Origin of the sequence: Variovorax sp. 679 (assembly GCF_003952185.1) — a bacterium.
GTDB lineage: Bacteria > Pseudomonadota > Gammaproteobacteria > Burkholderiales > Burkholderiaceae_C > Variovorax.
The window spans coordinates 541,497-564,617 of sequence record NZ_RXFS01000002.1 but is presented as its reverse complement, the minus strand read 5'-3'; the positions used below and the strand labels follow the sequence as shown (position 1 = coordinate 564,617).

Here is a 23,121-nt window from a genome sequence, read left to right as displayed (position 1 = left end):
AAAAATGCAAATGCCCCGAATGCTCCGCCAGTTGATGCACCGTCGCATCGTGCTGGTGTCCGCGCTGGTGCTGCTGGTGATCGCCGTCATGGCCATCGGCGCACCGCTGTTCGCCTCCATCGATCCCAACGACACGGCCGTGCTGGAGCGCCTGAAGGCGCCCAGCGCCGAGCACCTGCTCGGCACCGACGAACTGGGCCGCGACCTGTATTCGCGCATCGTCCACGGCGCACGCTACTCGCTGGCCATCGCCGCGCTCACCGCGCTGGGCGCCGTGATCGCCGGCACCGCGCTGGGCCTGATGGCCGGCTTCTTCCGCCGGCTCGACGCGCCGCTGATGCGCGTGGTCGACGCGATGATGTCCTTCCCCGACATCCTGCTGGCCATCGCGCTGGTGGCCATCCTCGGGCCATCGCTTATCAACACGGTGCTGGCGCTGGTGCTGGTCTACACGCCGCGCGTGGCGCGCGTGGTGCGGGCCTCTACGCTGGTGGTGCGCGAGCTGCTGTTCGTGGAGGCGGTGCGCGCGCTGGGCGTGCGCACTTCGCGCATCCTGTGGCGGCACATATTGCCGAGCCTGATGTCGCCGATCCTGGTGCAGGTGTCGTTCATCTTCGCCTACGCCATCCTGGCGGAAGCGGGGCTCTCGTTCCTCGGCGTCGGCGTGCCGCCCGAGATCCCGACCTGGGGCACCATGGTCGCGGGCAGCCAGCAGTACGCGCACCAGGCCTTCTGGGTGGTGCTGTTCCCGGGGCTCGCGATCATCTTCACGGCGCTGTCGCTGCAACTGCTGGGTGACGGCGTGCGCGACCTGCTCGACCCCAAGCTCAAGAAGACCTCGTGATGACGACGAACACCAACAACACCCCACGTCTCGCGGTCAGCAACCTGAGCACCAGCTTCCCGACCGAGGACGGCCTCGTGCGCTCGGTGGCCGACGTGAGCTTTTCCATCCAGCCGGGCAAGACGACCGCGCTGGTCGGCGAGTCGGGCTCGGGCAAGTCGGTCACCAGCCTCACGCTGATGCGCCTGCTGCCCAAGACAGCCAACGCGCAGGTCAGTGGCAGTGCCACCTTCGTGACGCGCGAGGGCAAGTCGCTCGACCTGTTGCAGATCGGCGAGCGCGAGATGCGCTCGCTGCGCGGCAACCAGCTGTCGATGATCTTCCAGGAGCCGATGACCAGCCTGAACCCGGTGTTCACCATCGGCGAGCAGATCGCGGAAAGCGTGCGCCTGCACAAGGGGCTCGACCGCAAGGCAGCGCTGGCGCATGCGCAGCGCATGCTGGAGCTGGTGGAGATTCCGGCGGCCGCGCAGCGCATCCACGAGTACCCGCACCAGCTCTCGGGCGGCATGCGCCAGCGCGTGATGATCGCGCTGGCCATGGCCTGCGACCCGACGCTGCTGATCGCCGACGAGCCCACCACCGCGCTCGACGTGACCATCCAGGCGCAGATCCTCGAGCTCATGCGCCGGCTGCAGGCCGAAACGGGCATGAGCATCCTGTTCATCACGCACAACCTCGGCGTGGTCGCACACCATGCCGACGACGTGGTTGTGATGTATTCGGGCCGCGTGGTCGAGAGCGCGCCGGTGCGGCCGCTGTTCGCGCAGCCCGAGCACCCGTACACGCAGGGCCTGCTGGCCTGCCTGCCGGGCAAGGCGCGCCTGCCCGGCCAGCCCAAGCCCAAGCGCCTGTTCGCCATTCGCGGCCAGGTGTCTAGCCCGCTGGCGCCGCCGCCGGGCTGCGCCTTCGAGCCGCGCTGCGATCTTGCGCTCGCGGGCTGCAAGGACGCGATGCCGCCGCTGATCGACATCCGGCAAGACCGCCAGGCACGCTGCATCCGTGTGCAGCCGACCCCAACACTTGCGAGAGCCGCATGACCGCCGTTGCTTCTTCTTCCTCCCCCCTCATCGAAGTCCGCGGACTCAAGAAGTACTTCGGCAGCAGCGACCGCCCGGTGCGCGCCGTGGACGACGTTTCGTTCGCGATCCAGCCCGGCGAGACGCTGGGTCTGGTCGGCGAATCGGGCTCGGGCAAGAGCACCATCGGGCGCACCGTGCTGCGCCTGCTGGAGCGCAGCGACGGCCAGGTGCTCTACCGCGGCGACGACATCGGCGCGCTGTCGGGCGAGCGCATGCGCAAGCTGCGCAGCAAGCTGCAGATCATTTTTCAAGACCCGTACGCCAGCCTGAACCCGAAGATGCGCATCAGCGCGATCCTCGGCGAGGCGCTGTCCACGCACGGCCTGCACAAGGGCGCTGCGGCGCGCGACAAGCGCATTGCCGAACTGCTCGAGACCGTGGGCCTGCGCGCCGAGCATGCGAACCGCTTTCCGCACGAGTTCTCGGGCGGGCAGCGCCAGCGCATCGGCGTGGCGCGCGCGCTGGCCGTGGAGCCCGAGTTCATCGTGGCCGACGAGCCGCTGTCGGCGCTCGACGTGTCGATCCAGTCGCAGGTCATCAACCTGCTGGCCGACCTGCGCGAGCGGCTGGGCCTGACGATGCTTTTCATTTCGCACGATCTCGACGTGGTCGAGTACCTGTGCGACCGCGTGGTGGTGCTGTATCTCGGCAAGGTGATGGAAGTCGCCACCACCGAGGAGCTGTTCGAGCGCCCCTCGCACCCCTACACACGGGCGCTGCTGGCCGCGAGCCCGAAGCCCGACCCCGAGATGGCGACCGAGCGCATCGCGCTCAAGGGCGACATCCCGAGCCCCATTTCGCCGCCTTCGGGCTGCGTGTTCCGCACACGCTGCCCGCATGCCATCGAAGCCTGCGCACAGACCGTTCCGCCGCTCGAAGAGATTTCGGCGGGACACTACAGCGCCTGCATCCGCAAAGAACTTATCTCCAACATCGCTGCATGAACATGACCGCCGCCAACGACTTCACCGACCCGCTGCTGGGCAGCAACTTCAAGGGTTACCCGCGCACCCAGGCGCCGCGCCGCCGCAGCGAGATCGGCGCCGCCGGCTGGAACGTGCTGGCCGGCGACCTGCCGCTGCCGCTGGCCGTGCTCAAGCGCGAGGCGCTCGAGCACAACCTGTCGTGGATGCAGTCGCGCGTGCGCGAGTGGGGCATCGACCTCGCGCCGCACGGCAAGACCACCATGTCGCCGCAGCTCTTCCGGCGCCAGCTCGATGCCGGCGCCTGGGGCCTGACCTTCGCCACCGTCACGCAACTTGCCGTGGGCGTGGCGGCCGGCGCGCGCCGCACGCTCATCGCCAACCAGGTGGTGAGCGACGAAGACCTCGCCGGCATCCAGGTGCTGCTGCGCGCGCATGCCGACCTGCGCATCGTGTTCCTGGTCGATTCGCTGGCGCAGCTCGGGCTGATCGAGGAATGGTCGAAGCGCCGTCCCGAGAGCGTGCCCTTCGAGGTGATGATCGAGATCGGCGTGGATGGCGCGCGCACCGGCTGCCGCACGCACGAGGAGGCCATTGCGCTGGCCACGAGGCTGCGCGCGAGCGATGCAGTCAAGCTCGTGGGCATCGAGTGCTACGAAGGGCAGGGCGCCACCGGCCAGAGCGAGCCCGATACGGCCTATGCCAAGGCGCTGATGGACCGCGTGGAAGCCGTGGCACGCCATTGCGACACCGAGAAGCTCTTCGAGACCGACGAGGTGCTGGTCTCGGCCGGCGGCTCGGCCATCTTCGACCTCGTGGCCGGCCGGCTCAAGCCCGCGCTGGGCGCGCCGGTGCGCGGCCTGCTGCGCTCGGGCTGCTACGTGACGCACGACCACGGCTTCTACAAGCGCATGGTGAGCGCGGTCGACGAGCGCCTGGGCTGCGGCTGCGGCGAAAGCCTGGTGCCGGCGATGGAAGTCTGGGCCACCGTGCAGTCGCGCCCCGAGCCGGGCCTGGCGATCCTGGCCGTGGGCAAGCGCGACATCTCCTTCGACCTCTCGCTGCCCGTGCCCATCGCGCGTGCGGCGCGCGGCGAACTGCAGCCGCAGGACGTGCCCGCCGGCTGGAAGATCACCGCGCTGAACGACCAGCACGCCTACCTGCGCTGGGACGCGAGCGAGGAAGCCGTGGCGCCCAAGGTCGGCGACCGCGTCGGCCTCGGCATCTCGCACCCCTGCACCACCTTCGACAAATGGCACTGGATGCCCGTGGTCGAGAACGACTATCGCGTGAGCGACGCCGTCGCCATGCATTTCTGAGCACGTTGCGATGACTCCCTCCCTGCTTCAGAAAATCGCGGAGGTCCGTGGCGACGCCCCGGCGACGCGGCGCGCGATTCTCGACCTGATCCTCGAAGACCCCGACCGCGTGCTCGAAGAAAGCTTCGAGCAGCTGGCCGAGCGCTCGCGCAGCTCGGTGCCCACCATCATGCGCACCTGCCGCGACCTGGGCTTTGCCGGCCTGCGCGAATTCAAGCTCGCGCTCGCGCAGGAACTCGCTCTGGGCGGCTCGCCGCTGCACCGCCGCGTGAACATCGAGGACGCGGCCGACGAAGTGGTCGGCAAGATCGCGCGCAGCGCCGCGGCTTCGGTTTCCGGAGTGCGCGGCCAGCTCGACATGCAGGTGCTCGACGGCGCAGTTGCCGCCATCGCGGCGGCGCCGCACGTCGACCTGTACGGCGCGGGCGCCACCTCGTGGTTCATGGCCAACGACCTGCAGGCGCGGCTCTTCCGCCTCGGCCTGTCGGCCAACGCGTGGGCCGACTACCACCTGCAGCAGGTGGCCGGCGCGGCGCAGCGCCCGGGCGGCGTGGTCATCGCCATCTCGCACGTGGGCGGCATGCCTTCGCTGCTCGACGCGGTGGACATCGCGCGCGGGCAGGGCGCCAAGGTGGTCGCGCTCACGCGGCCCGGCACGGCGCTGGCAGCCAAGGCCGACTTTCTTCTGGGCCTCTCGGTGCCCGACGACGCGGTGATGCACGTGGGCATCGATGCCTACCTCACGCACCTCACGGTCATCGAGATCCTCACCGTGCTGGTGGCCCAGCGCCGCGGCGAGCCCGCGGTGCAGCGCCTGCAGCGCGCGCGCGAGGCCTTCCAGCGCCACGGCATCGACGCCACCACACACCCGCTGCAGAGCTGGGACGGCGGCGGCGTGAACGACGGAGGGAGCGCATCGTGAGCGAGAGCAACAAGAAGGCGGTTCTGCTCGAAGCGGGGCTTGTGGTCGACGGCTCGGGCGGCCCCTCGTGGCCCGGCGACGTGCTGCTGCAGGGCGACCGCATCGCCGCGCTCGGCGAAGGCCTGCGCGGGCGGCTGCCCGATGGCCTGGCGCTGGCCGACGTCGAAGTCGTCGACTGCCGCGCGAAGGTGATCGCCCCCGGCTTCATCGACGCGCATACGCACGACGACGCCATCGTGCTGCGCGACCCGCTGTGCCTGCCGAAGGTGTCGCAGGGCATCACCACCGTGGTGACGGGCAACTGCGGCATCTCGCTCGCGCCGTACCGTACGCCGCAGTCGCTGCCGCCGCTCACGCTGCTGGGTGCCGATTCGTTCAAGCATGCGACCATGGCCGAGTACCGTGCGGCCGTCGATGCGACGCAGCCCGCGCTCAACGTGGCCGCGCTGGTCGGCCACACCACGCTGCGCTTCGCCGCGATGGAGGCGCTGGACCGTCCGGCCAGCGCCGACGAGCTGGCGCGCATGGAAGCGCTGCTCGACGGCTGCATGGCCGACGGGGCGCACGGCATGTCCTCGGGCCTGTTCTACGAAGAAGCTTTTGCCGCGCCCGCCGAGGAGGTGACGGCGCTGGCGCGCGTCGTGGCCCGCCACGGCGGTGTCTACGCCACGCACCTGCGCAGCGAGATGCAGCAGATCATCGAGGCGCTGCACGAGGCGGGCGACTGCGCCTTCGAGGCCGGCGTGCCGCTCGTCATCTCGCACCACAAGTGCGCCGGCCCTGCCAATTGGGGCCGCACGAAGGAGACGCTGCCGCTGATCGAGTCGCTCGCGCAGCGCCAGAAGATCGCGATGGACGTGTATCCCTACGTGGCCGGCTCCACCGTGCTGCGCGAGGATCTTGTCGATGGCGTGATCGACGTGCTGCTGACCTGGTCCGACCCGCATCCGGAGATGACGGGGCGGCTCATTTCCGACATCGCGCGCGAGTGGGGCGTGAGCGAGCAGGACGCCTGCCTGCGGCTGAAGCCCGGCGGTGCCTGCTACTTCCAGATGCAGGAGGAAGACGTGGAGCGCGTCATCTCGCATCCGCTCACCATGATCGGCAGCGACGGCCTGCCGCACGACCGCCATCCGCATCCGCGCCTGTGGGGCGCCTTCCCGCGCGTGTTCGCGCGCTACTGGCGCCAGCGACGGCTCTTCACGCTGGAGCAGGCGGTGCACAAGATGACCGGCATGACGGCGCGCAACCTGCGCATCGCCGACCGTGGCCTGCTGCGTGCCGGCACCATGGCCGACGTGGTGGTGTTCGACCCCGAGACCATCGCCGACACCGCCACCTACGACAAGCCGCACGGCGTGAGCCTGGGCGTGGAGCGCGTGTTCGTGAACGGCGTGCTGGCCTACCGTGGCGGCGAGGCCGAGGCCCGGGTGCTCGCGCGCGCCGGCCGGATGCTGACGCGCGGAAGCGCCAGCTAGGCCCGGTCAGGCGAAGACGAGGCAGACCGGCGTAGGCACCTGCGCCACCTGCACCGGCTGGTCGAGCCTGCCGGTGGCGGGGTCGATGCGCAGGCGAAGGATGGTGTCGCCCTTCTGGCTCAGCGCGTAGAGGTGGCCGCCGTCGGGCGCCACCGTCAGCGCGCGCGGGAAGCGCAGGCCATCGCTCCAGTGCTGCAGCGGCGTGAGGTTGCCGTTGGTCGCGTCGATGCGGAATGCGGCGATGCTGTCGGCGAGCGGGTGGTCCGATTTCAGCCTGCGGTTGCTTGCATAGAGGAACTGCCCCGATGGATGCATCACCAGCGCTGCGGCGCTCTTCTGGCCCGTGTAGCCGTCCGGCAGGGTCGAGACCCGCTGTCGCTGTTCTCCGACCGCGCCGCTTGCCGCGTCGTAGCCGTAGCAGGTGACGGAAGCGTCGAGTTCGCCCACCACGTACAGATGGCGTTGCGACGGATGCAGCGCCAGGTGGCGCGGGCCGCTGCCGGCTTGCGCGGCCGTGCGGCCGACAGGCGCCAGCTTGCCGTCGGCCAGCGTGAAGACGTTGACGCGATCGCTGCCGAGGTCGGTCGCGAGCACGCGCCGTCCCGAGGCGTCGAACTGCACCATGTGCGGGTGCGGCGATTCCTGCCGCTCGGCGTCGGGGCCGGAGCCGGTTTCCTTCTCGATGCCGGAGACCTTGCCGAGCTTGCCGTCCGCTTCGATGGGCAGCACGTTGTAGGCGCCGCCGCCGTACAGCGCCACGACCAGTGCGCGTCCGTCGGGCGACACCGCCAGGTGCGCCGGGATCACGCCCGAGAGCGACAGCGGCTGGCGGTTGACCAGCGTGAGCCGGCCGCTGCGCTCGTCGATGGCGTAGGCCTCGGCCGTGCCGGTGGGCAGGCCCTCGTAGGTGTCGATCTCGTTGATCGCGTACAGGAAGCGCTGGCTGGGGTGCACCGCGAGGAAGGACGGGTTGGCGCTCGCGACCGTCTGCACCGGTGTCCAGCTGCCGTCCTGCACAGCGAGCACGTAGATGCCCTTCGATGCGGGGCCGCCGGCCGTGCCGCCGGGTGCGTCGAAGGTGTAGGTGCCGAGGTAGGCGAAGCGTGGTGCAGGCGCGGCCGTTGCGGCGCCTGCCGTGGCCGGGGCCTGTTGCGCATGGGCCGGCAGCAGGGGTGCGAGGGCGCCGGCGGCGGAGGCGCCACCGAGCCACTGCATGACGGTGCGGCGTTTCTGACCGGAGTGATCTGTCATGGGGTTCCTCTCTGGGTGGGGTTGCATCACGGACGCACCGACATCGCGTGGTGGAAGATGTTGTTCGGGTCGTACCGCCGCTTCACCTTCCGCAGGAATTCGTAGAGCCCCTGGTCGCCGTAGTAGAGCTGCGGCCAGAAGGGGTAGGCCAGCATGTCGTTGTCCGGGTAGTTGATGTAGCAGCCCTCGTAGCGCTCGCCAGGGTAGGGCGTGCCCGCGTAGCGCTGCGGCACGTCGGGCGTGCCGTACACGTCGCGGTAGAAGTCGCCGATCCAGCGCAGGTGGCCGGCGTCGTCCTTCGCGCTGCGCCAGTAGGTCTGGTACTGCAGCTTCATGATCGAGGCGCGCTGCGGCACGGTGGTGTCGGCGATGCGCTCGGGCTTGTTGACGGCGCCGCCGTACGAATCCACCTGCAGCAGCGACTGGCTCAGGTCGACGCCGGCAATGGTGCGCGTCAGGTGCGTGTAGATGCGCTGCGCCTCGCGGGCACTGAAGTTCTGCTTCATGTAGGCCGACTTGTACTTGCCGCGCTGGTTGTCGCCCGAGCCGTTGAGGTACTGGGTGGCGGTGAGCCAGTCGTAGCGCGTCACGGTGTGCGGCTTGGAGCACAGCAGCTGGCCCGCGTCGCGCTGCGGCGCCGGGCCCACGCCGGGCGCGCGGCCCTTGGCGGGCACCGGCGCGCAGGCGCGGAAGCGGTCGAGAAAATCGTTGAGCACAGTCAGGTCGTTGCAGGTGCCGTCGGGGTTGCAGAACTGAGTGAGCATCACGATCTGGCCGGCCGAGCGGTGCGTGAGCTTCAGCAGCGAGAACATGCCCCAGGTGTCGGGCGACTTGCCGCGCGTGGCCCAGTAGTCGCCGTAGGTGGTGAGCAGGGCGGTGAAGCGCTCGGGTGTCATGGTGGCCCAGTCGAAGGCCACCACCGCCAGCGCGACTTCGCGCGGCGCCGTCGGCAGCTTGTCGAACACGTAGCTGGTGATCGCGCCGAAGTTGCCGCCGCCCGCGCCGCGGCAGGCGCGGAACAGGTCCGGGTCGCGGTTCGCGTCGACGGTGCGCGGCACCACCTTGCCGCGGTTGTCCACCGTCAGGATGTCAACCGCCGAGAGCCAGTCGACCGTGAGCCCTTGCAGCCGCGACAGCAGGCCGTAGCCGCCGCCGCAGATGTGGCCGCCCGCGCCCACCGAGTAGCAGGAGCCGCCAGGCAGCGTGACGTTGCCGTGCTTGTACAGGTCGAGGTACCCGTTCCAGTTCTGGGTGCCGGGGCCGATGCGGAAGCGTCCGTCGCCCCTCGAAGCTGGGTCGGCCTGGTTGAGCAGGCTCAGGTCGAGGATCGCGCCGTCGGGGTTGTTGGAGACGAAGTCCTCGTAGCAATGCCCGCCGCTGCGCAGGGTGGGCCGCAGGCCCGCGTCGACGATGCGCTGCAGTGCGGCGGCGGCGTCGCCGGCGCTTTCCGCCAGTTCGATGCGCGAGGCGGCTTCCGATTCCGTGGCCGGCCATCGCAGGTTGAAACCCTTTTTCAGGGTGTTGTAGCGGGCATCCTGGCGTGTCACGGTGATGGTCATGGGCACTTTCCGGTGAATGTCTTGCGACGGAGGTTTAGTCCGCGGGCTCGGCGATAATTGAAATGTTTTTTCTTATACGGGCAATTTTTCGCTCAACGCTCGCGGTTTTTTGGCTGTGCAGGGCGAATTCTTGGCTTGTTTGAAAAATACTTTCATCGGATGAACCCTTAGTTCCAGGCTGTCGAAGCCGGTCCGATGCACCGCAGTATTCAAGCGGCTATAACCCCAAGACCTCTAAAGTTCTAACGCTCGCGGCAAAAATGAGTCAAACTGGCGCAATTACCGGCCGTCGAAATTCCTGATGGAGCAAAGATGGACAAGGACGCTGAAGGCCTTGGCGCCGATTTCGAGCTGTGGCAACAGCTCACTGACGACTACGAAGCTGCGTTGGGCGCGCTCGCCCGGGGCGAGCCCGGGGCGCGGGAGCGCGTGGTCCGGCTGTCGCGGGCGCTGCAGCAACTGCATCCGGATCTTTCCCCCGTCGGTGACGACGGCTGAGACCGGCTCTCGAGGGGCCTTGCCGGGCTGCGCGGCAGCCGGCCTCGTTAGGATGCGGCTCCCATCGCCGCTCCTCTCTCGTTCGCATCCATGCACCCCGCCGCGCGTCACCTCGTCTTCCACGGCGCCATCGTCCTGCTGTTCGGCTTGCTGCTGGGTGCGCCGTATGCAAAGGCGATCAAGCGCGAGGCCGCTGCGCACATCGTCAATTCGTGGCGTGTCGCGCACCTGAGCCTGCCCATCGGCGCGACCCTGATGCTCGCGACGGCCGCCGTGCTGTCTTCGCTTGCGGCGCCGGCGTGGCTGCTGTGGCTCATCGCCATCGCGCTGATCGTGTCGGCGTATGGTTTCTGCGTTTCCACGCCGCTTGCGGCCGTCTCGGGGCAGCGGGGCTTGTCGTCCGATGGGGTCGTGGGGCTGGGCGGGCTCGTCTATCTCGGCAACGTGGTCGGCGCCGTGGCTTCGATCGTCGGCGCGCTGGCGCTGCTGGTGGCGGCGTTTCTCTCGCTCTGAGGCGTGGCCACGACGGCGGTCAGTCTTTCGCCGTCTCCGTTGTTTCTTCTTCAGGCTGCGCCTGGAACATGCGCGTGAAGTCGCAGCACTCCTGCGCCAGCATCACGATGGACGAGGTGAGTGCGCTGCGGTGCTCGCCCTTGTGCATCGCCACGTAGCGCACCACGGGCAGGGCCGGCGCCACGTCGACCACGGCAAGCATGCCGGCCGACACCAGTGGCTGCAGGCATTCGCGCGGCAGGTAGCTCACGCCCAGCCCCGACACGGTGAGCCCCGTCAGCGCCACCAGGTTGCTCACCACGATCACGTTGGCGGGCTGCACGCCCTGTTCCTTCATCCACGCGTCGTAGGCGCGGCCGGTGCCCGAGTTGTTGCCCTGCACCAGCATGCGGTGGCGCGCCAGCTCGTGCAGCCGCATCGCACCGCCGTTCACCGGCACCACGCCGGGCTTGCACATCCACGCGCTCTTCACCTGGCCGATGAGCTTGTGCGGCAGGCGCGAGTCGGCAAAGGTGTCGGGCACGATGACCAGGTCGAGCTCGTCGGCCAGCAGCTTGTCGCGCAGCTGCAGGCTGTCGTCCACGTCGGGCTCGAGGATCACCTTGGGGTAGTGCTGCTGGATGAGGCCGACCAGCCGCGGCAGCCACGTCATCGCCGTCAGTTCGGTCACGCCGATGCGGATGCGCCGCTCCACCACGCCCGGCTTGCCGAACTGCTCGATGGCCGCGTCGCGCTGCTCCAGCAGCTTCCGGGCGAGCACGAACATCTCCTCGCCCTTCTCGGTGAGCCGGGCGGTGCGCTGGCTGCGGTCGAAGAGTTCGGTGTCGAACAACTGCTCCAGCTCGTGCACCCGCTTGGAGATGGCCGACTGCGAGGTGTGGAGCTGGTTGGCCGCCTGCGCGAAGCCGCCGAGGCGGGCGATCCAGTACAGGGCTTCGAGCTGCTTGAAGGTCATCACGGGAGTTTGGCTCCAAAAGAACGCTTTTTCTCATGCGATTCGATCACAAAAAATCGCTTTTGGAAATTTGTCGGGAAGCCGAAGATTCGCCCGATCCAACGTCATCGACTCTTCAAGGAACCCGCCATGGACTTCAAGAAACTGCCCCTCGCGCTCGGACTCTCCATCGTCTTCGCCTGCGGCGCCGCCAGCGCCCAGGACGGCGGCACGCTGCAGAAGATCAAGGACAGCGGCACGATCCAGATCGGTGCGCGCGACAGCCAGATCCCGTTCTCGTACAAGCTCAGCGCCGACAGCGCCCCCATCGGCTTCACCAACGACATCTGCCTGAAGATCGTCGACGCGGTGAAGGCCAAGCTGGGCCTCGCGAAGATCGAGGTGCGCTACACCATGCTCAACTCGACCAACCGCATTCCGCTGCTGCAGAACGGCACCGTCGACCTCGACTGCGCGACCACCACCAACACCACGCAACGCCAGCAGCAGGTCGACTTCGCGCCCAGCCACTTCGTCACCAACATCACCGCCGCCGTGAAGAAGGCCTCGGGCATCAATGCGCTGGGCGACCTCAACGGCAAGAACGTGGCCACCGTCTCGGGCAGCACCTCGATCCAGCTGCTGCGCGGCGCGCGCAAGAGCGGCACCATCGAAGTGAACGAGATCGCCGGCAAGGACACCTCCGACGGCTTCCTGCTGCTGTCCACCGGCCGCGCCGACGCCTACGTGCTCGACGACGTGCAGCTCGCCGGCATGATCGCCAGCTCGACCAACCCGGGCGAATACAAGATCCTGAAGGAGTCGCTGCGCCAGGAGCCCTACGGAATCATGCTGCGCAAGGACGACCCGCAATTCAAGGCGCTGGTGGACGAGACCGTCAACGGCCTGATGAAGTCGGGCGCCATCGAGCAGCTCTACACCAAGTGGTTCCTCTCGCCGATCCCGCCGAAGAACGCGAACCTCAACTTCCCGATGACGGACGCGGTGCGCGAGATCTACAAGAACCCGAACAACAAGGGCGTCTAAAAAATGGGCTCCCAACAGCAACTTCCTGATCTCGAACGCGGCCAGGCCTTTTCCGATGCGCTGATGCGCGAGGTGAAGGCGCGCTTCCTGCAGGTCGACCATGACCACCACGGCCGCGAGCGCCTGTACTTCGACAACGCCGGCGGCTCGTTCCGCCTCAAGGCCGCGGCCGAGCGCTTCGCGCAGGTCGATGCCATTCCCGACAACGCCGAGCGCATCCACGCCACGGCCGTCGAGCTGCAGGACATCCAGGCGAAGGGCAGTGCGGATCTGCGCACCATCCTCAACGCCACGGGCGGCAGCGTGTACGCATCGCTCACCGCCTCGGGCGCCATGTTCGACATGGTGCGTGCCATCGCCGAGAACGTGCCGGGCACGAACATGGTCACCACCGTGCTCGAGCATCCGTCGGCCTTCGACGCAATGAGCCTCTATGCCCAGCGCCTGGGCCGCGAGCTGCGCGTGGCGAAGAGCAACCCCGTCACCGGCGGCGTGGATGTGGAAGAGATCGTGCGGCTGGTCGACAAGGACACCTGCCTGCTCAACGTGATCTACGCATCGAACATCTCCGGCGCCAAGCTCGACATGGCCGAGATCGTGCGCCGCGCGCGCGAGATCAAGCCCGACCTGTACATCCTGGTGGATGCAGTGCAGCATGCGCCGCACGGCCTCATCGACCTGCAGAAGACGCCGGTGGACGGCATCAACCTCGCGCCCTACAAGTTCTTCGGCTGCCGGGGCTCGGGGCTGTCGTGGGTGTCCGAGCGCGCGGCCGTGCTGCCGCACCACAAGCTCGCGGGCAAGAAGCCCGACTACTGGGACCTGGGCAGCGCCGCGCCGTGGCAGTTCGCGGTGCTCAGCGAGATCGTCGACTACGTCTGCTGGCTGGGCGGTCACTTCAGCGAGGCCACCGACCGGCGCGCACTGTTCGTCGCGGGCATCACGCACGTCGAGCTGCACGAACGCGCGCTGCTGGCGGTGCTGCTCGACGGCAACGAGAACGCCACCGGCATGCGCGAACTCAGGGGCGTCAACGTCTTCCTCGACCATGAAGACCTGACGAAGCGCGACCTGATCCTGGGCATCGGCTTCGACCGCATCGACTGCACGCAGGCGGTGGTCGAGTACGCGAAGCGCGGCGTGACGGTCTACGAGCGCGTGGCGACCAGCATCTACTCGAAGCGCATGCTCGAATCCTTCGGGCTCGCGGGCACGGTGCGGGTGTCGCCGCTGCACTGCAATTCCGTTGCCGACATCGAGAAGTTCCTGCGCATCACCCGCGAAATCGCTACCGACATCTGACTGTCACAAACCGTCATATTCCGTCGTTAGTATGTTTCTCTACCCCCGCTCACAGGGGGCGAGGAGCATGAGATTTGGAAATCCGCAAGCTGATCGCACCAGCGCTGGCCGTCGTCCTGCTGGCGGCGGTCGGGGCAGGCGTCTGGTACTCGAACACCCGCCTGCACGATGAGTCGGCCACCGCAACGGCGGCCCGTATCGAACAGGAAAAGCAGGTCACGCTGCGCGGCCTGATCGGTTCCGAGAAAGAAACCTTCTTCGCCGACCCGCGCGTGCAGAAGGCACTGGCCGCGCAGGGTATCACCGTCACCGTCGAGAAGGCGGGCTCCCGCGCCATCGCCAGCCGCTACGACGCCAGCAAGTTCGACTTCGGCTTTCCCTCGGGCGCGCCCGCCGCGGCGCAGCTCAAGACACTGGCCAAAGCGCCGAACGTCTTCAACCCGTTCTACACGCCCATCGTGCTGGCCAGCTGGCGGCCGATCGCCGAGATCCTCGTGGCCAACGGCATTGCGCAGAAGCAGGGCGACTTCTACTACGTCGTCGACCTGCCGGGCCTCATGGCCATGATCGAGAAGGGCACGCGCTGGAAGGAGCTGAAGGCGAGCAGCGCCTTCTCCACCAGCAAGTCGATGCTCATCAACTCGACCGACGTGCGCACCTCCAACTCGGCGGCCATGTACCTCGCGCTCGCGAGCTACCTCGCCAACAGCCAGCAGATCGTGCAGAGCCAGGAAGACGTGGATCGCGTCATGCCCGTGGTGGCGCCGCTCTTCCTGCGCCAGGGCTTCCAGGAGCAGTCGTCGGCCGGGCCTTTCGAGGACTACCTCGCGCTCGGCATGGGCAAGGCGCCGCTGCTGGTGGCCTACGAGTCGCAGATGGTCGAGTTCTGGCTGAAGAACCCCGATCGCCTCAAGAGCGACATGGTGCTGCTCTACCCCAAGCCCACCGTCTATTCGAAGCACGTGCTGGTGCCCTACACGCCAGGCGGCGCGAGGCTTGGCGCCGCGCTGGAGAACGACCCGGCCCTGCGCGAGCTCGCGCACGAATACGGCTACCGCACCGGCGGCGACACCAAGGGCCCCGAGACCTGGGCCGCGCGCGGCGTGAAGGTGCCCGAGGTGCTGGTCGACGTGATCGACCCGCCGAGCTTCGAATGGCTCGAACGCATGACCACGGGCATCGAAGCCCGCTTCAAGTGAATCAACACAGGAACACCATGAACGCACCCGTCACCACCACAACCACCGTGCCCGCGCCCATCGACCTGCAGCCGCCCCAGGCCTTCACGCTGGAGCCTCCCGCGCCCGTCGCGCCGGTGCCGGTCGAGTCGGCCAGCGGCAAGGTGCGCCTGAAGCCCGAGGACGTCGCCGAGCTCGACGCGCAGGTGGAGCGCTTCATCGACGACATCACCGCGCACGACAGCCAGCATCCGCAGTTCAAGGAAGCGGTGGAGCGCATCCACTCGATGGGCAGCAAGGACATCCAGGCCTCGGCATCGGTCTCCAACCGCATGCTCGACCGGCCCGTGGGTTCGCTGCGCAACGGCCTGTTCGACAAGGGCGCGCAGATCGGCCAGTCGCTCATCGACCTGCGCCACCAGGTGGAGGACCTCGACCCTTCGAAGCAGGGTGACCTGTTCTCGGCGCGCAAGCTGCTGGGGCTCATTCCGCTGGGCAACAAGCTGATCGCCTACTTCGAGCGCTACCAGTCGTCGCAGACGCACCTCAACGCCATCATCGAGTCGCTCAAGCGCGGCAAGGACGAACTGCTGCGCGACAACACCGCCATCGAGCAGGAAAAGGTCAACCTCTGGACGCTGATGGAGCGGCTCGAGAAGTACGTGCACATCGGCAAGGCGCTCGACGGCAAGCTCGACGCCAAGGCGCGCGAGCTCGACGCCATCGACCCCGAGAAGGCCCGCGTGATCCGCGAGGAAATGCTGTTCTATTCGCGCCAGAAAGTCACCGACCTGCTCACGCAGCTCGCCGTGAACATCCAGGGCTACCTGGCGCTGGACATGATCCGCAAGAACAACCTGGAACTCATGAAGGGCGTGGACCGCGCCACCACCACCACCGTGGCCGCGCTGCGCACCGCCGTCATCGTGGCGCAGGCGCTGTCCAACCAGAAGCTGGTGCTCGACCAGATCAGCGCGCTCAACGCCACCACCGGCAACCTCATCGCCAACACCAGCGAGATGCTGCGCGACCAGAGCAGCGCCATCCACCAGCAGGCGGCCTCCAGCACCATCGAGATCGCCAAGCTGCAGCAGGCCTTTGCCAACATCTACCAGACCATGGACACGATCGCCGACTTCAAGAGCCGGGCGCTCGATTCCATGCAGACCACGGTCGACACGCTGACCAGCGAAGTCGAGAAGAGCCGCACCTACCTCGACCGCGTGCGCCGCCAGGAAACCACCGAGGCGCTGCAATCGCCGCGCGGCGAGGTCGCGCTGTGAGCCTGTTGTCGCGGCTGATGCTGCTGGCGGCCCTGGCACTGGGCCTCGCGGCATGCGGCAAGGAAGGGCCGGCGCAAGCCACGAATGCCGCGCCGGCTCCGGCAGCCAGCGCCGTCTTCACCATCCTCGCCGGCTCGGAACTCAAGGACCTCGAAGCTCCCATCGTCGCCGCTGCGCAGGCAGCCGGTGTGGACGTGAAGCTCTCGTACGCCGGCACGCTGGACATCGTCGAACGCATCAACGCCGGCGAGCGCTTCGACGCGATCCTGCCGCCCAACGGTGCCTACCCTGCGCTCGCGCTGCAGACCAAGCCGCTGGCGCGCGACAAGCTCTTCTACTCGCGCATCGCGCTCGGCGTGAAGAGTGCCAAGGCCGCGCAGCTCGGGTGGAACAGGAAGCCACCGGGCTGGGCCGAGATCGCCAAGGCAGCGGGTGCCGGCCAGCTGCGCTACGGCATGACCAACGCCACCAGCTCCAACACCGGCATGAGCGCGCTGTTCGCCGTGGCCTCGGCGCTGGCGGGCAAGACCGAAGACCTGACCGCGCAGGACGTGGACGGGAAGACGCTGAAGGCCTTCCTCTCGGGCCAGAAGCTCACGGCCGGCAGCTCTGGCTGGCTGGCCGACGCCTACGTGAAGGACCCGTCCGCCATCGACGCGATGGTCAACTACGAAGCCGTGATCCTGCGCGCCAACGAGAAGCTTCCCGCGGCCGACAAGCTCACGCTGATCTACCCGCGCGACGGCATGATCTCGGCCGACTATCCGCTGATGCTGCTCAACGCGGACAAGCGCGATGCCTACACGAAGCTCGTGGCCACGCTGAAGGCCGCGCCGTTCCAGCGCGACGCGCTCTCGGCCGCCTTCCTGCGCCCCGCCAACCCCGAGGTTGCCGCCGTGAGCGCGCTGCCCACCGCCGCCGTCGCCGAGCTGGGCTTTCCCAACCGGCTGGAGGTGATCGACGCGGTGCTCGGCACCTACCAGTCGCAATGGCGCAAGCCCGCCACCTCGATCTTCGTGCTCGACCTCAGCGGCTCCATGGCCGGCAAGCGCCTGGCATCGATGCGCGAGGCGCTCAAGCTGCTCTCGGGCGCCGACGAGTCCGCCACCGCGAGCGCACGCTACAGCGCCTTCCAGAGCCGCGAGCGCGTGGTGCTCATCACCTTCGCCACCGAGGTGCAGGAGCCGGTGTGGGTGCGCTTCGATGCAGACCACATTCCCGCCGCGCGCGAAGAGCTGCGCCGGCTGGCCGATTCGATGTCAGCCAACGGCGGCACGGCCATCTACTCCGCACTGGCTGCCGCCGAGGACCTGGCGCGCAAGGAACAGCAGCGCGAGCCCGACCGCTTCGTGAGCATCGTGCTGCTGACCGACGGCGAGAACAACTCCGGCCTGAAGCTGCGCGAGTTCCGCGAGCGCTACGCGGCGGGCGGCCTGCCCGCGCGCATCTTCCCCATCCTGTTCGGTGAGGCCAACGTGAGTGAGATGCAGGAGATCGCGCAGCTTTCCGGCGGCCGCGAATTCGATGGCCGCAAGCTGCAGCTCGGGCAGGTGTTCAAGGAAATCCGGGGCTACCAGTGATGCCGCAGCGTTCGCTGAAGCTGCGCGCGCTGCTGTTCCTGTACGGCAACGGCAACATCCTCGGCTGTGCGCTTGCGCTGCTGGGGCCGGCGCTGCTCTTCGCAGGCGTGATCGACAAGGGCTGGTTGCTCATCACCGCCGGTCTCTACGTGGCCGGCTGCCTCCTGGGCCGAAAGGCTCCCGAGCTGGAGCGCCGCATCGAGGACAGCCTCAGCGTCGAGCAGACGCTGGAGCGCCTCGACCGCATGGTCGCGCAGGCCCAGCCGCACCTCACCGAGGACATGCGCAAGAGCCTCGACAACGTGCGCGGCTCGGTGGGCGAGGTGCTGCCGCGCCTCGTCGGCGCGGGCTCGCACGGCGACGACCTCTTCACCGTGCGCGAGACGGTACTGCGCTACCTGCCCGAGACGCTCGCCAACTATGTCGCGCTGCCGCCGGCCTTCCGCATCACGCACGCGGTGAAGGATGGAAAGACCGCGCGCCAGCTGCTGGGCGAACAGCTGGGCCTGCTCGACGCCAAGCTGCGCGAGATCGTCGCCAACGTGGCTTCGAGCGACGCCGCCGCGCTGGTGGCGAACGGGCAGTTCCTCGAGAAGAAGTTCCGCCAGCCGGACTTTCTCGCGAGCTGAAGGCGCCTGCTCAGAAAGGGTAGTGGCGCGGCGTGGTCTGCACCGTGATCCAGCGCAGCTCCGTGAAGGCTTCCACGCCCGCGCGTCCGCCGAAGCGGCCGTAGCCCGAGGCCTTGACTCCGCCGAAGGGCATCTGCGCCTCGTCGTGCACCGTGGGGCCGTTGACGTGGCAGATGCCGGCCTCGATGCGCTGCGCCACGTTCCATGCGCGCGCCACGTCGCGGCCGAACACAGCAGACGACAGGCCGAATTCGTTGTCGTTGGCAATCGTTACGGCTTGTTCCACGCCATTCACGCGCACCACCGCCTTTACCGGCGCGAAGGACTCCTCGCGGTAGATCTCCATCGCGGGCGTCACGTGGTCGAGCACGGTCGCGGGCATCAGCGTGTTCTCGGCCTTGCCGCCGCACACCAGCTTTGCGCCCTTGGCCAGCGCGTCGTCGATGAGTGCGTTGCAGCGTTTCACCGTGCTCATGTCGACCACCGAGCCGAGCACGACGGGGCCTTCGCGCGGGTCGCCCAGAGGCAACGCCTGTGCACGCGCCGCGAACTTCGAAACGAACTCGTCGGCCACCGCGTTGTCGACCACGATGCGCTCGGTCGACATGCAGATCTGCCCCGAGTTGGCGAAAGAGCCGAAGATGGCGGCGTTGACTGCCGCGTCGATGTCGGCGTCGTCCAGCACCACGAACGGCGCCTTGCCGCCGAGTTCCAGCACGGCGGGCTTCAGGTACTTGGCGCAGGTCTGCGCGATCAGCCGGCCCACGCGCGTGGAGCCCGTGAAGTTGACGCGCCGCACTGCCGGGTGGGCCACCATCGCCTCGACCACCGCGCCGGCATCGGCGGGCGCGTTGGTCACGAAGTTGACGACGCCTTTGGGCAGCCCGGCTTCGCTCAGCGCCTCGATGATCAGCGCGTGCGTTTCGGGGCAAAGCTCCGAGCCCTTCAGCACCACGGTGTTGCCACAGGCCAGCGGCGTCGCGATGGCGCGCGTGGCGAGGATCACAGGTGCGTTCCACGGCGCGATGCCGACCACCACGCCCGCCGCCTGCCGCACGCCCATGGCGAGACTGCCCGGCACGTCGGAGGGAATCACCTCGCCCGCGATCTGCGTGGTGAGCGACGCAGCCTCGGTGAGGATGCCGGCCGCCAGATGCACGTTGAAGCCGGCCCACAGCGCCGATGCGCCGGTTTCGCGTGCCATCGCCTGCACGAAGGCGTCGGCGCGCGCTTCGAGTGCATGCGCGGCCTTCAGCAGTGCGGCGCGGCGCTCGTTGGGGCCGGTGGCCGACCAGGCGGCGAAGGCGCGGTGTGCGGCCTCGACGGCGGCGACCGCATCGGCCGGCGTGGCCGCCGGCGCGCGCGTGGCGATGCCGCCGTCCAGCGGGTTGCGGCGCTCGAAGGTTGCGCCGCCGGTGGCTGCGCGGCGTTCGCCGTCGATCAGCATGGAAATGTCGGTCATGGGTGTCCTTTGCAAGAAGGGGAAAGAAGGGGGATCAGGCGACGCCCAGGTAGGCCTGGCGCACCACGTCGGAATTCAGCAGCGCCTGTGCTTCGCCCGAAGCCACGACGCGGCCGCGTTCGAGCACATAGCCGCGGTCGGCGGCCTGCAGCGCCTTGCGCACGTTCTGCTCGACCATCAGCACCGTCACGCCCTGCGAGGCGATGCGGCGCACGATGGAAAGCAGCTCGTCGACCATGCGCGGCGCGAGGCCCAGCGAGGGCTCGTCGAGCATCAGCAGGCGCGGCCCGCTCATCATGGCGCGCGCCACCGCCACCATCTGCTGCTCGCCACCGCTCATGGTGCCGGCGAGCTGCGCGGCGCGTTCCTTCAGGCGCGGAAAGTCGTCGAAGGCGCGCGCGAGGCGTTCGGTACGCAGCCGCGCCGGAATGAGCCAGCCGCCGAGCTCCAGGTTCTCGGTGACCGTCATCTGCGGAAAGAGCTGGCGCCCCTCGGCCACCAGCGCGAGGCCGCGTCGCACGCAGGCCGTGGCATCGGCCGAGGGCAGCGCCGCGCCGTCGAGCAGCACATCGCCGGTTCGCGGCAGCAGCCCGGCCAGCGCCTTCAGCAGCGTGGTCTTGCCCGCGCCGTTCGGGCCCAGCACGACGGTAACGCCGGGCCGCACGTCGAGGCTCATGTTCTGAATCACCTGGAAGCCGTGATAGCCGGCCGACAGCCCGCGCACGCTCATGTGGCTGTTGTTGTTCTCGCTCATGCCGTCGCCTCCATCTCGTCGCCTAGATAGGCCTCGACCACCTCCGCGTTGCGCACCACCTCGGCGGGCGTGCCGTCGGCGATCTTGCGGCCCTGGTGCAGCACCAGCACGCGCTCGACGTACTTCAGCAGCGTGGTGACCGCGTGCTCGATCCACACGACAGTGAGCCCGTGCTCGTCGCGCAACCGGCGGATGCGCCGCGCCATCGCATCGACCTCGGCTTCGGTCAGGCCGGCAGCCACCTCGTCGAGCAGCAGCACGCGCGGCCGGGTGCCGAGCGCCATGCCGATCTCCAGCAGCCGCTGCTGCGAGGGCGTGATGTCGGCGGCGATGTTTTGTGCCAGGCCGCCGAGGCCGAGCATGTCGAGAATCTCTCCCGTGCTGCCCAGCCCGGCGATGGGTTCGCGGTGCCGGCCGGCGAATTGCATGCCGAAGCGCACGTTGTCTTCGAGGGTCATGTCGGCCATCACGCGCGGCGTCTGGAAGGTGCGCGCGATGCCGTGCGCCGCGTAGAGATGCGGGCCGCGACGCGTGAGGTCGATGCCGTTCTCGACCAGCAGCGTGCCCGAGGTCGGCATGACCACGCCCGAGATCGCATTGAAGAAGGTCGTCTTGCCCGCGCCGTTCGGCCCGATGATGCCGACGATCTCGCCCGAGTGCAGCTTGGCACTGACTGCATCCACTGCAGTGAGGCCGCCGAAGCGCACCGTGAGTTCGCGGGCTTCCAGCAGGAGCTGCGGATTGCTGCTCATGGCCGTGCCTCCCGTGGCGTCGTTGCCTTGCGCCGCCACAGCGACGCGAGGCCGTTGGGCAGGTACATCACGCACAGGATCAGCAGCAGCCCCAACACCATCATGTAGCCGTAGGGCAGCTGCAGGCGCAGCGTTTCCGACAGCAGGCTGAACACGATGGCCGCCGCCACAGGCCCGCCGATGCTGGCTGCGCCGCCGATCATCGCGATCAGCACCGTCTGGAAGCCGATGAAGGGGCTGAACACCGCTGGAGGGTCGATGTAGGTCCAACGCACCGCCATGGCCGCGCCGACCGCACCTGCGAAGGCGGCGGTGAGCGCGAAGCCCATCACCTTCACGCGGCGAGTGTCCACGCCCAGCGTCTGCGCGCGCTGCTCGTCGGCACCGATGCCGGAGAGCGCCAGCCCGAAGCGGCTGCGCTTGACCAGCAGGGCAGTGGCGATGGCCGCGCCCGCGATCACGAGCACCGTGAGGTATACGGTCTCGTTCGACGGTACCACCGTCAGCACGCGCCCGACCGTGCCCGACACCTGTTTCTCGACGAAGGTCACGGCGTGGCGGATCAGCTCCGTCATGCCGAAGGTCAGCACCGCGAAGTAGGTGCCGCGCAGGTGCAGCACAGCCGCGCCCATCAGCACCGCCACCGCGCTCGCGATGGCCGCGCCGCTCAATATGACCAGCGGCCACGGGAGCACATCCAGCAGCGTTGCGCTCGCATAGGCACCGAGTCCGAAGAAGGCCGATGTGGCAAGAGAGAGGTAACGCGTGGCGCCGCAGAACAGCGACCAGCTCGTGGCCAGCGCGATGTACATCAGGCAACCGAGCGCCACCGAGGCCACGAACTCCGACGCGACCCACGGCACGGCGGCCGCCAGCGCGAGGCCGATGCACAGCACCCACCACGGCCTGTTGGATGAAGGGGAAGAAATCATTTTCTGGAGAACAGTCCGTTGGGCCGCCAGATCAGCACGCCGATGAACACGGCGTACGACAGCAGCATCTTGAGCGAGGGGCTTGTGAAGTGCATGCCCAGCGCCTCCACCACGCCCAGCAGCAGGCCGCCGACCAGGCTGCCCGCGATGCTTCCGAAGCCGCCGAGGGTGATGACGATCAGCGCCGTCACCGTGTAGGGCTCGCCCATCGAGGGAGAGATTTCATAGGTCATCGACAGCAGCGAGCCCGCCACGCCCGACAGGCCCAGGCCGATGCCGAACATCAGCGGATGCAGCCGCTTCGTGTTGATGCCCACGAGCTGCGCGCCGGTGGGCGACTGCATCAGCGCGCGCACCGCCTTGCCCAGCAGCGTGAGCTTGAGCAGCGCGATGAGCACCAGGCTCAGCGCCAGCGCCACGCCGAACAGCACCAGCTTGTTGGCGGTGAAGCGCATTTCGCCCACCTGCACCGGATCGGCCAGGTAGTCGTAGCCGCGCAGGTCGCCGCCCCACACGAGCAGGGCGGTGTTCTGCACCAGGAACATCAGGCCGAAGCCCACCATCAGGCTGCGCGCTTCGAACACGTCCACGTTCGGCGCGCGCGCCGCCACCTGCCGGAAACACAGCCGGTGCACCGCCATGCCCAGCGCCATCAGCAGCACGAAGGCCACCGGCATGAAGAGCAGCGGCGAGATGCCCAGCGCGGTGTGCGCCCACCATGTCGCGAAGGCGCCCAGCATCAGGAACTCGCCGTGCGAGATGTTCATGATGCGCATCAGCCCGTACTGCAGGTTCAGCCCGATGGCCACCAGCGCGTAGATGCCGCCCGTGATCAGTCCGCCGGCAAGAAGCTCGGCCCATCCAGAGAAAGACACGTCG

22 protein-coding genes are annotated in these 23,121 nt (G+C 68.3%); 14 read left to right on the top strand and 8 right to left on the bottom strand.

The features are described from left to right. Positions 1-4: 4 nt before the first annotated feature. Genes EJO71_RS06630 through EJO71_RS06605 form a run of 6 tightly spaced genes read left to right on the top strand, consistent with a single transcriptional unit; the run spans position 5 to position 6,568 of the window. Positions 5-844 (top strand): ABC transporter permease, encoded by an 840-nt coding sequence (locus EJO71_RS06630; protein WP_125947565.1) that lies wholly within the window; start codon positions 5-7, stop codon positions 842-844. Further along, positions 844-1,884 carry an ABC transporter ATP-binding protein gene (locus tag EJO71_RS06625; RefSeq protein WP_125947566.1) on the top strand — a complete coding sequence of 347 codons (1,041 nt, stop codon included), beginning with the start codon at positions 844-846 and terminating at the stop codon, positions 1,882-1,884. Before EJO71_RS06630 ends, EJO71_RS06625 begins: the two co-directional genes overlap by 1 nt. Next, the gene (locus tag EJO71_RS06620) at positions 1,881-2,870 is read left to right on the top strand and encodes an ABC transporter ATP-binding protein (protein ID WP_125947567.1); all 990 of its coding nucleotides are present in this window, start codon (positions 1,881-1,883) and stop codon (positions 2,868-2,870) included. Before EJO71_RS06625 ends, EJO71_RS06620 begins: the two co-directional genes overlap by 4 nt. Positions 2,871-2,872: 2 nt before the next feature. Continuing rightward, positions 2,873-4,168, top strand: coding sequence for an amino acid deaminase (locus EJO71_RS06615; protein ID WP_164546760.1), 1,296 nt, complete (start codon positions 2,873-2,875; stop codon positions 4,166-4,168). A gap of 10 nt (positions 4,169-4,178) precedes the next feature. Next, positions 4,179-5,090: a MurR/RpiR family transcriptional regulator gene (locus tag EJO71_RS06610; RefSeq protein ID WP_125947569.1), complete on the top strand. Its 912-nt coding sequence runs from the start codon at positions 4,179-4,181 to the stop codon at positions 5,088-5,090. Further along, positions 5,087-6,568, top strand: coding sequence for a D-aminoacylase (locus EJO71_RS06605; protein WP_125947570.1), 1,482 nt, complete (start codon positions 5,087-5,089; stop codon positions 6,566-6,568). The genes EJO71_RS06610 and EJO71_RS06605 overlap by 4 nt, the downstream gene beginning before the upstream one ends. A gap of 6 nt (positions 6,569-6,574) precedes the next feature. Here EJO71_RS06605 and EJO71_RS06600 read toward each other — a convergent pair whose 3' ends face one another. Together EJO71_RS06600 and EJO71_RS06595 are read right to left on the bottom strand one after the other, a co-directional pair. Next, positions 6,575-7,819: a lactonase family protein gene (locus tag EJO71_RS06600; protein WP_125947571.1), complete on the bottom strand. Its 1,245-nt coding sequence runs from the start codon at positions 7,817-7,819 to the stop codon at positions 6,575-6,577. 26 nt (positions 7,820-7,845) lie between these two features. Further along, a complete protein-coding gene (locus tag EJO71_RS06595; RefSeq protein WP_125947572.1) occupies positions 7,846-9,378 on the bottom strand; it encodes a BBE domain-containing protein in 1,533 nt (510 codons plus the stop codon). 312 nt (positions 9,379-9,690) lie between these two features. Between EJO71_RS06595 and EJO71_RS06590 the strand changes: the two genes are divergently transcribed. Both EJO71_RS06590 and EJO71_RS06585 read left to right on the top strand, forming a co-directional pair. Continuing rightward, entirely contained in the window at positions 9,691-9,876 is a 186-nt protein-coding gene (locus EJO71_RS06590) for a hypothetical protein (protein WP_125947573.1), read from the top strand. 90 nt (positions 9,877-9,966) lie between these two features. Further along, entirely contained in the window at positions 9,967-10,389 is a 423-nt protein-coding gene (locus tag EJO71_RS06585) for a hypothetical protein (RefSeq protein ID WP_125947574.1), read from the top strand. Between the two features lie 19 nt (positions 10,390-10,408). Here the strand turns inward: EJO71_RS06585 and EJO71_RS06580 are convergent, their stop codons facing one another. Continuing rightward, the gene (locus EJO71_RS06580; RefSeq protein ID WP_125947575.1) at positions 10,409-11,344 is read right to left on the bottom strand and encodes a LysR family transcriptional regulator; all 936 of its coding nucleotides are present in this window, start codon (positions 11,342-11,344) and stop codon (positions 10,409-10,411) included. 129 nt (positions 11,345-11,473) lie between these two features. Here EJO71_RS06580 and EJO71_RS06575 point away from each other — a divergent pair, with 129 nt between their 5' ends. The 6 genes from EJO71_RS06575 to EJO71_RS06550 all read left to right on the top strand — a co-directional run bounded on the left by EJO71_RS06575 (position 11,474) and on the right by EJO71_RS06550 (position 18,342). After that, entirely contained in the window at positions 11,474-12,370 is an 897-nt protein-coding gene (locus tag EJO71_RS06575; RefSeq protein ID WP_125947576.1) for an amino acid ABC transporter substrate-binding protein, read from the top strand. Positions 12,371-12,373: 3 nt separating this feature from the next. Continuing rightward, complete coding sequence (locus EJO71_RS06570; protein ID WP_125947577.1) at positions 12,374-13,672, top strand: aminotransferase class V-fold PLP-dependent enzyme; 1,299 nt, start codon at positions 12,374-12,376, stop codon at positions 13,670-13,672. A gap of 74 nt (positions 13,673-13,746) precedes the next feature. Then, positions 13,747-14,871 carry a hypothetical protein gene (locus EJO71_RS06565; protein ID WP_125947578.1) on the top strand — a complete coding sequence of 375 codons (1,125 nt, stop codon included), beginning with the start codon at positions 13,747-13,749 and terminating at the stop codon, positions 14,869-14,871. Positions 14,872-14,888: 17 nt separating this feature from the next. Beyond that, the gene (locus tag EJO71_RS06560; protein ID WP_125947579.1) at positions 14,889-16,133 is read left to right on the top strand and encodes a toxic anion resistance protein; all 1,245 of its coding nucleotides are present in this window, start codon (positions 14,889-14,891) and stop codon (positions 16,131-16,133) included. After that, the gene (locus EJO71_RS06555; protein ID WP_240651288.1) at positions 16,130-17,713 is read left to right on the top strand and encodes a substrate-binding domain-containing protein; all 1,584 of its coding nucleotides are present in this window, start codon (positions 16,130-16,132) and stop codon (positions 17,711-17,713) included. Before EJO71_RS06560 ends, EJO71_RS06555 begins: the two co-directional genes overlap by 4 nt. After that, a complete protein-coding gene (locus EJO71_RS06550; RefSeq protein WP_125947580.1) occupies positions 17,713-18,342 on the top strand; it encodes a hypothetical protein in 630 nt (209 codons plus the stop codon). Before EJO71_RS06555 ends, EJO71_RS06550 begins: the two co-directional genes overlap by 1 nt. 10 nt (positions 18,343-18,352) lie before the next feature. Here EJO71_RS06550 and EJO71_RS06545 read toward each other — a convergent pair whose 3' ends face one another. The 5 genes from EJO71_RS06545 to EJO71_RS06525 are packed head-to-tail and all read right to left on the bottom strand — an operon-like array spanning position 18,353 to position 23,117. Beyond that, positions 18,353-19,804: an aldehyde dehydrogenase gene (locus EJO71_RS06545; protein WP_125947581.1), complete on the bottom strand. Its 1,452-nt coding sequence runs from the start codon at positions 19,802-19,804 to the stop codon at positions 18,353-18,355. Between the two features lie 34 nt (positions 19,805-19,838). Further along, entirely contained in the window at positions 19,839-20,558 is a 720-nt protein-coding gene (locus EJO71_RS06540) for an ABC transporter ATP-binding protein (protein ID WP_125947582.1), read from the bottom strand. Further along, the gene (locus EJO71_RS06535; protein WP_125947583.1) at positions 20,555-21,310 is read right to left on the bottom strand and encodes an ABC transporter ATP-binding protein; all 756 of its coding nucleotides are present in this window, start codon (positions 21,308-21,310) and stop codon (positions 20,555-20,557) included. The genes EJO71_RS06540 and EJO71_RS06535 overlap by 4 nt, the downstream gene beginning before the upstream one ends. After that, positions 21,307-22,239: a branched-chain amino acid ABC transporter permease gene (locus EJO71_RS06530; protein ID WP_125948048.1), complete on the bottom strand. Its 933-nt coding sequence runs from the start codon at positions 22,237-22,239 to the stop codon at positions 21,307-21,309. Before EJO71_RS06530 ends, EJO71_RS06535 begins: the two co-directional genes overlap by 4 nt. Continuing rightward, positions 22,239-23,117, bottom strand: coding sequence for a branched-chain amino acid ABC transporter permease (locus tag EJO71_RS06525; RefSeq protein ID WP_125947584.1), 879 nt, complete (start codon positions 23,115-23,117; stop codon positions 22,239-22,241). The genes EJO71_RS06530 and EJO71_RS06525 overlap by 1 nt, the downstream gene beginning before the upstream one ends. Between the last annotated feature and the right edge of the window lie 4 nt (positions 23,118-23,121).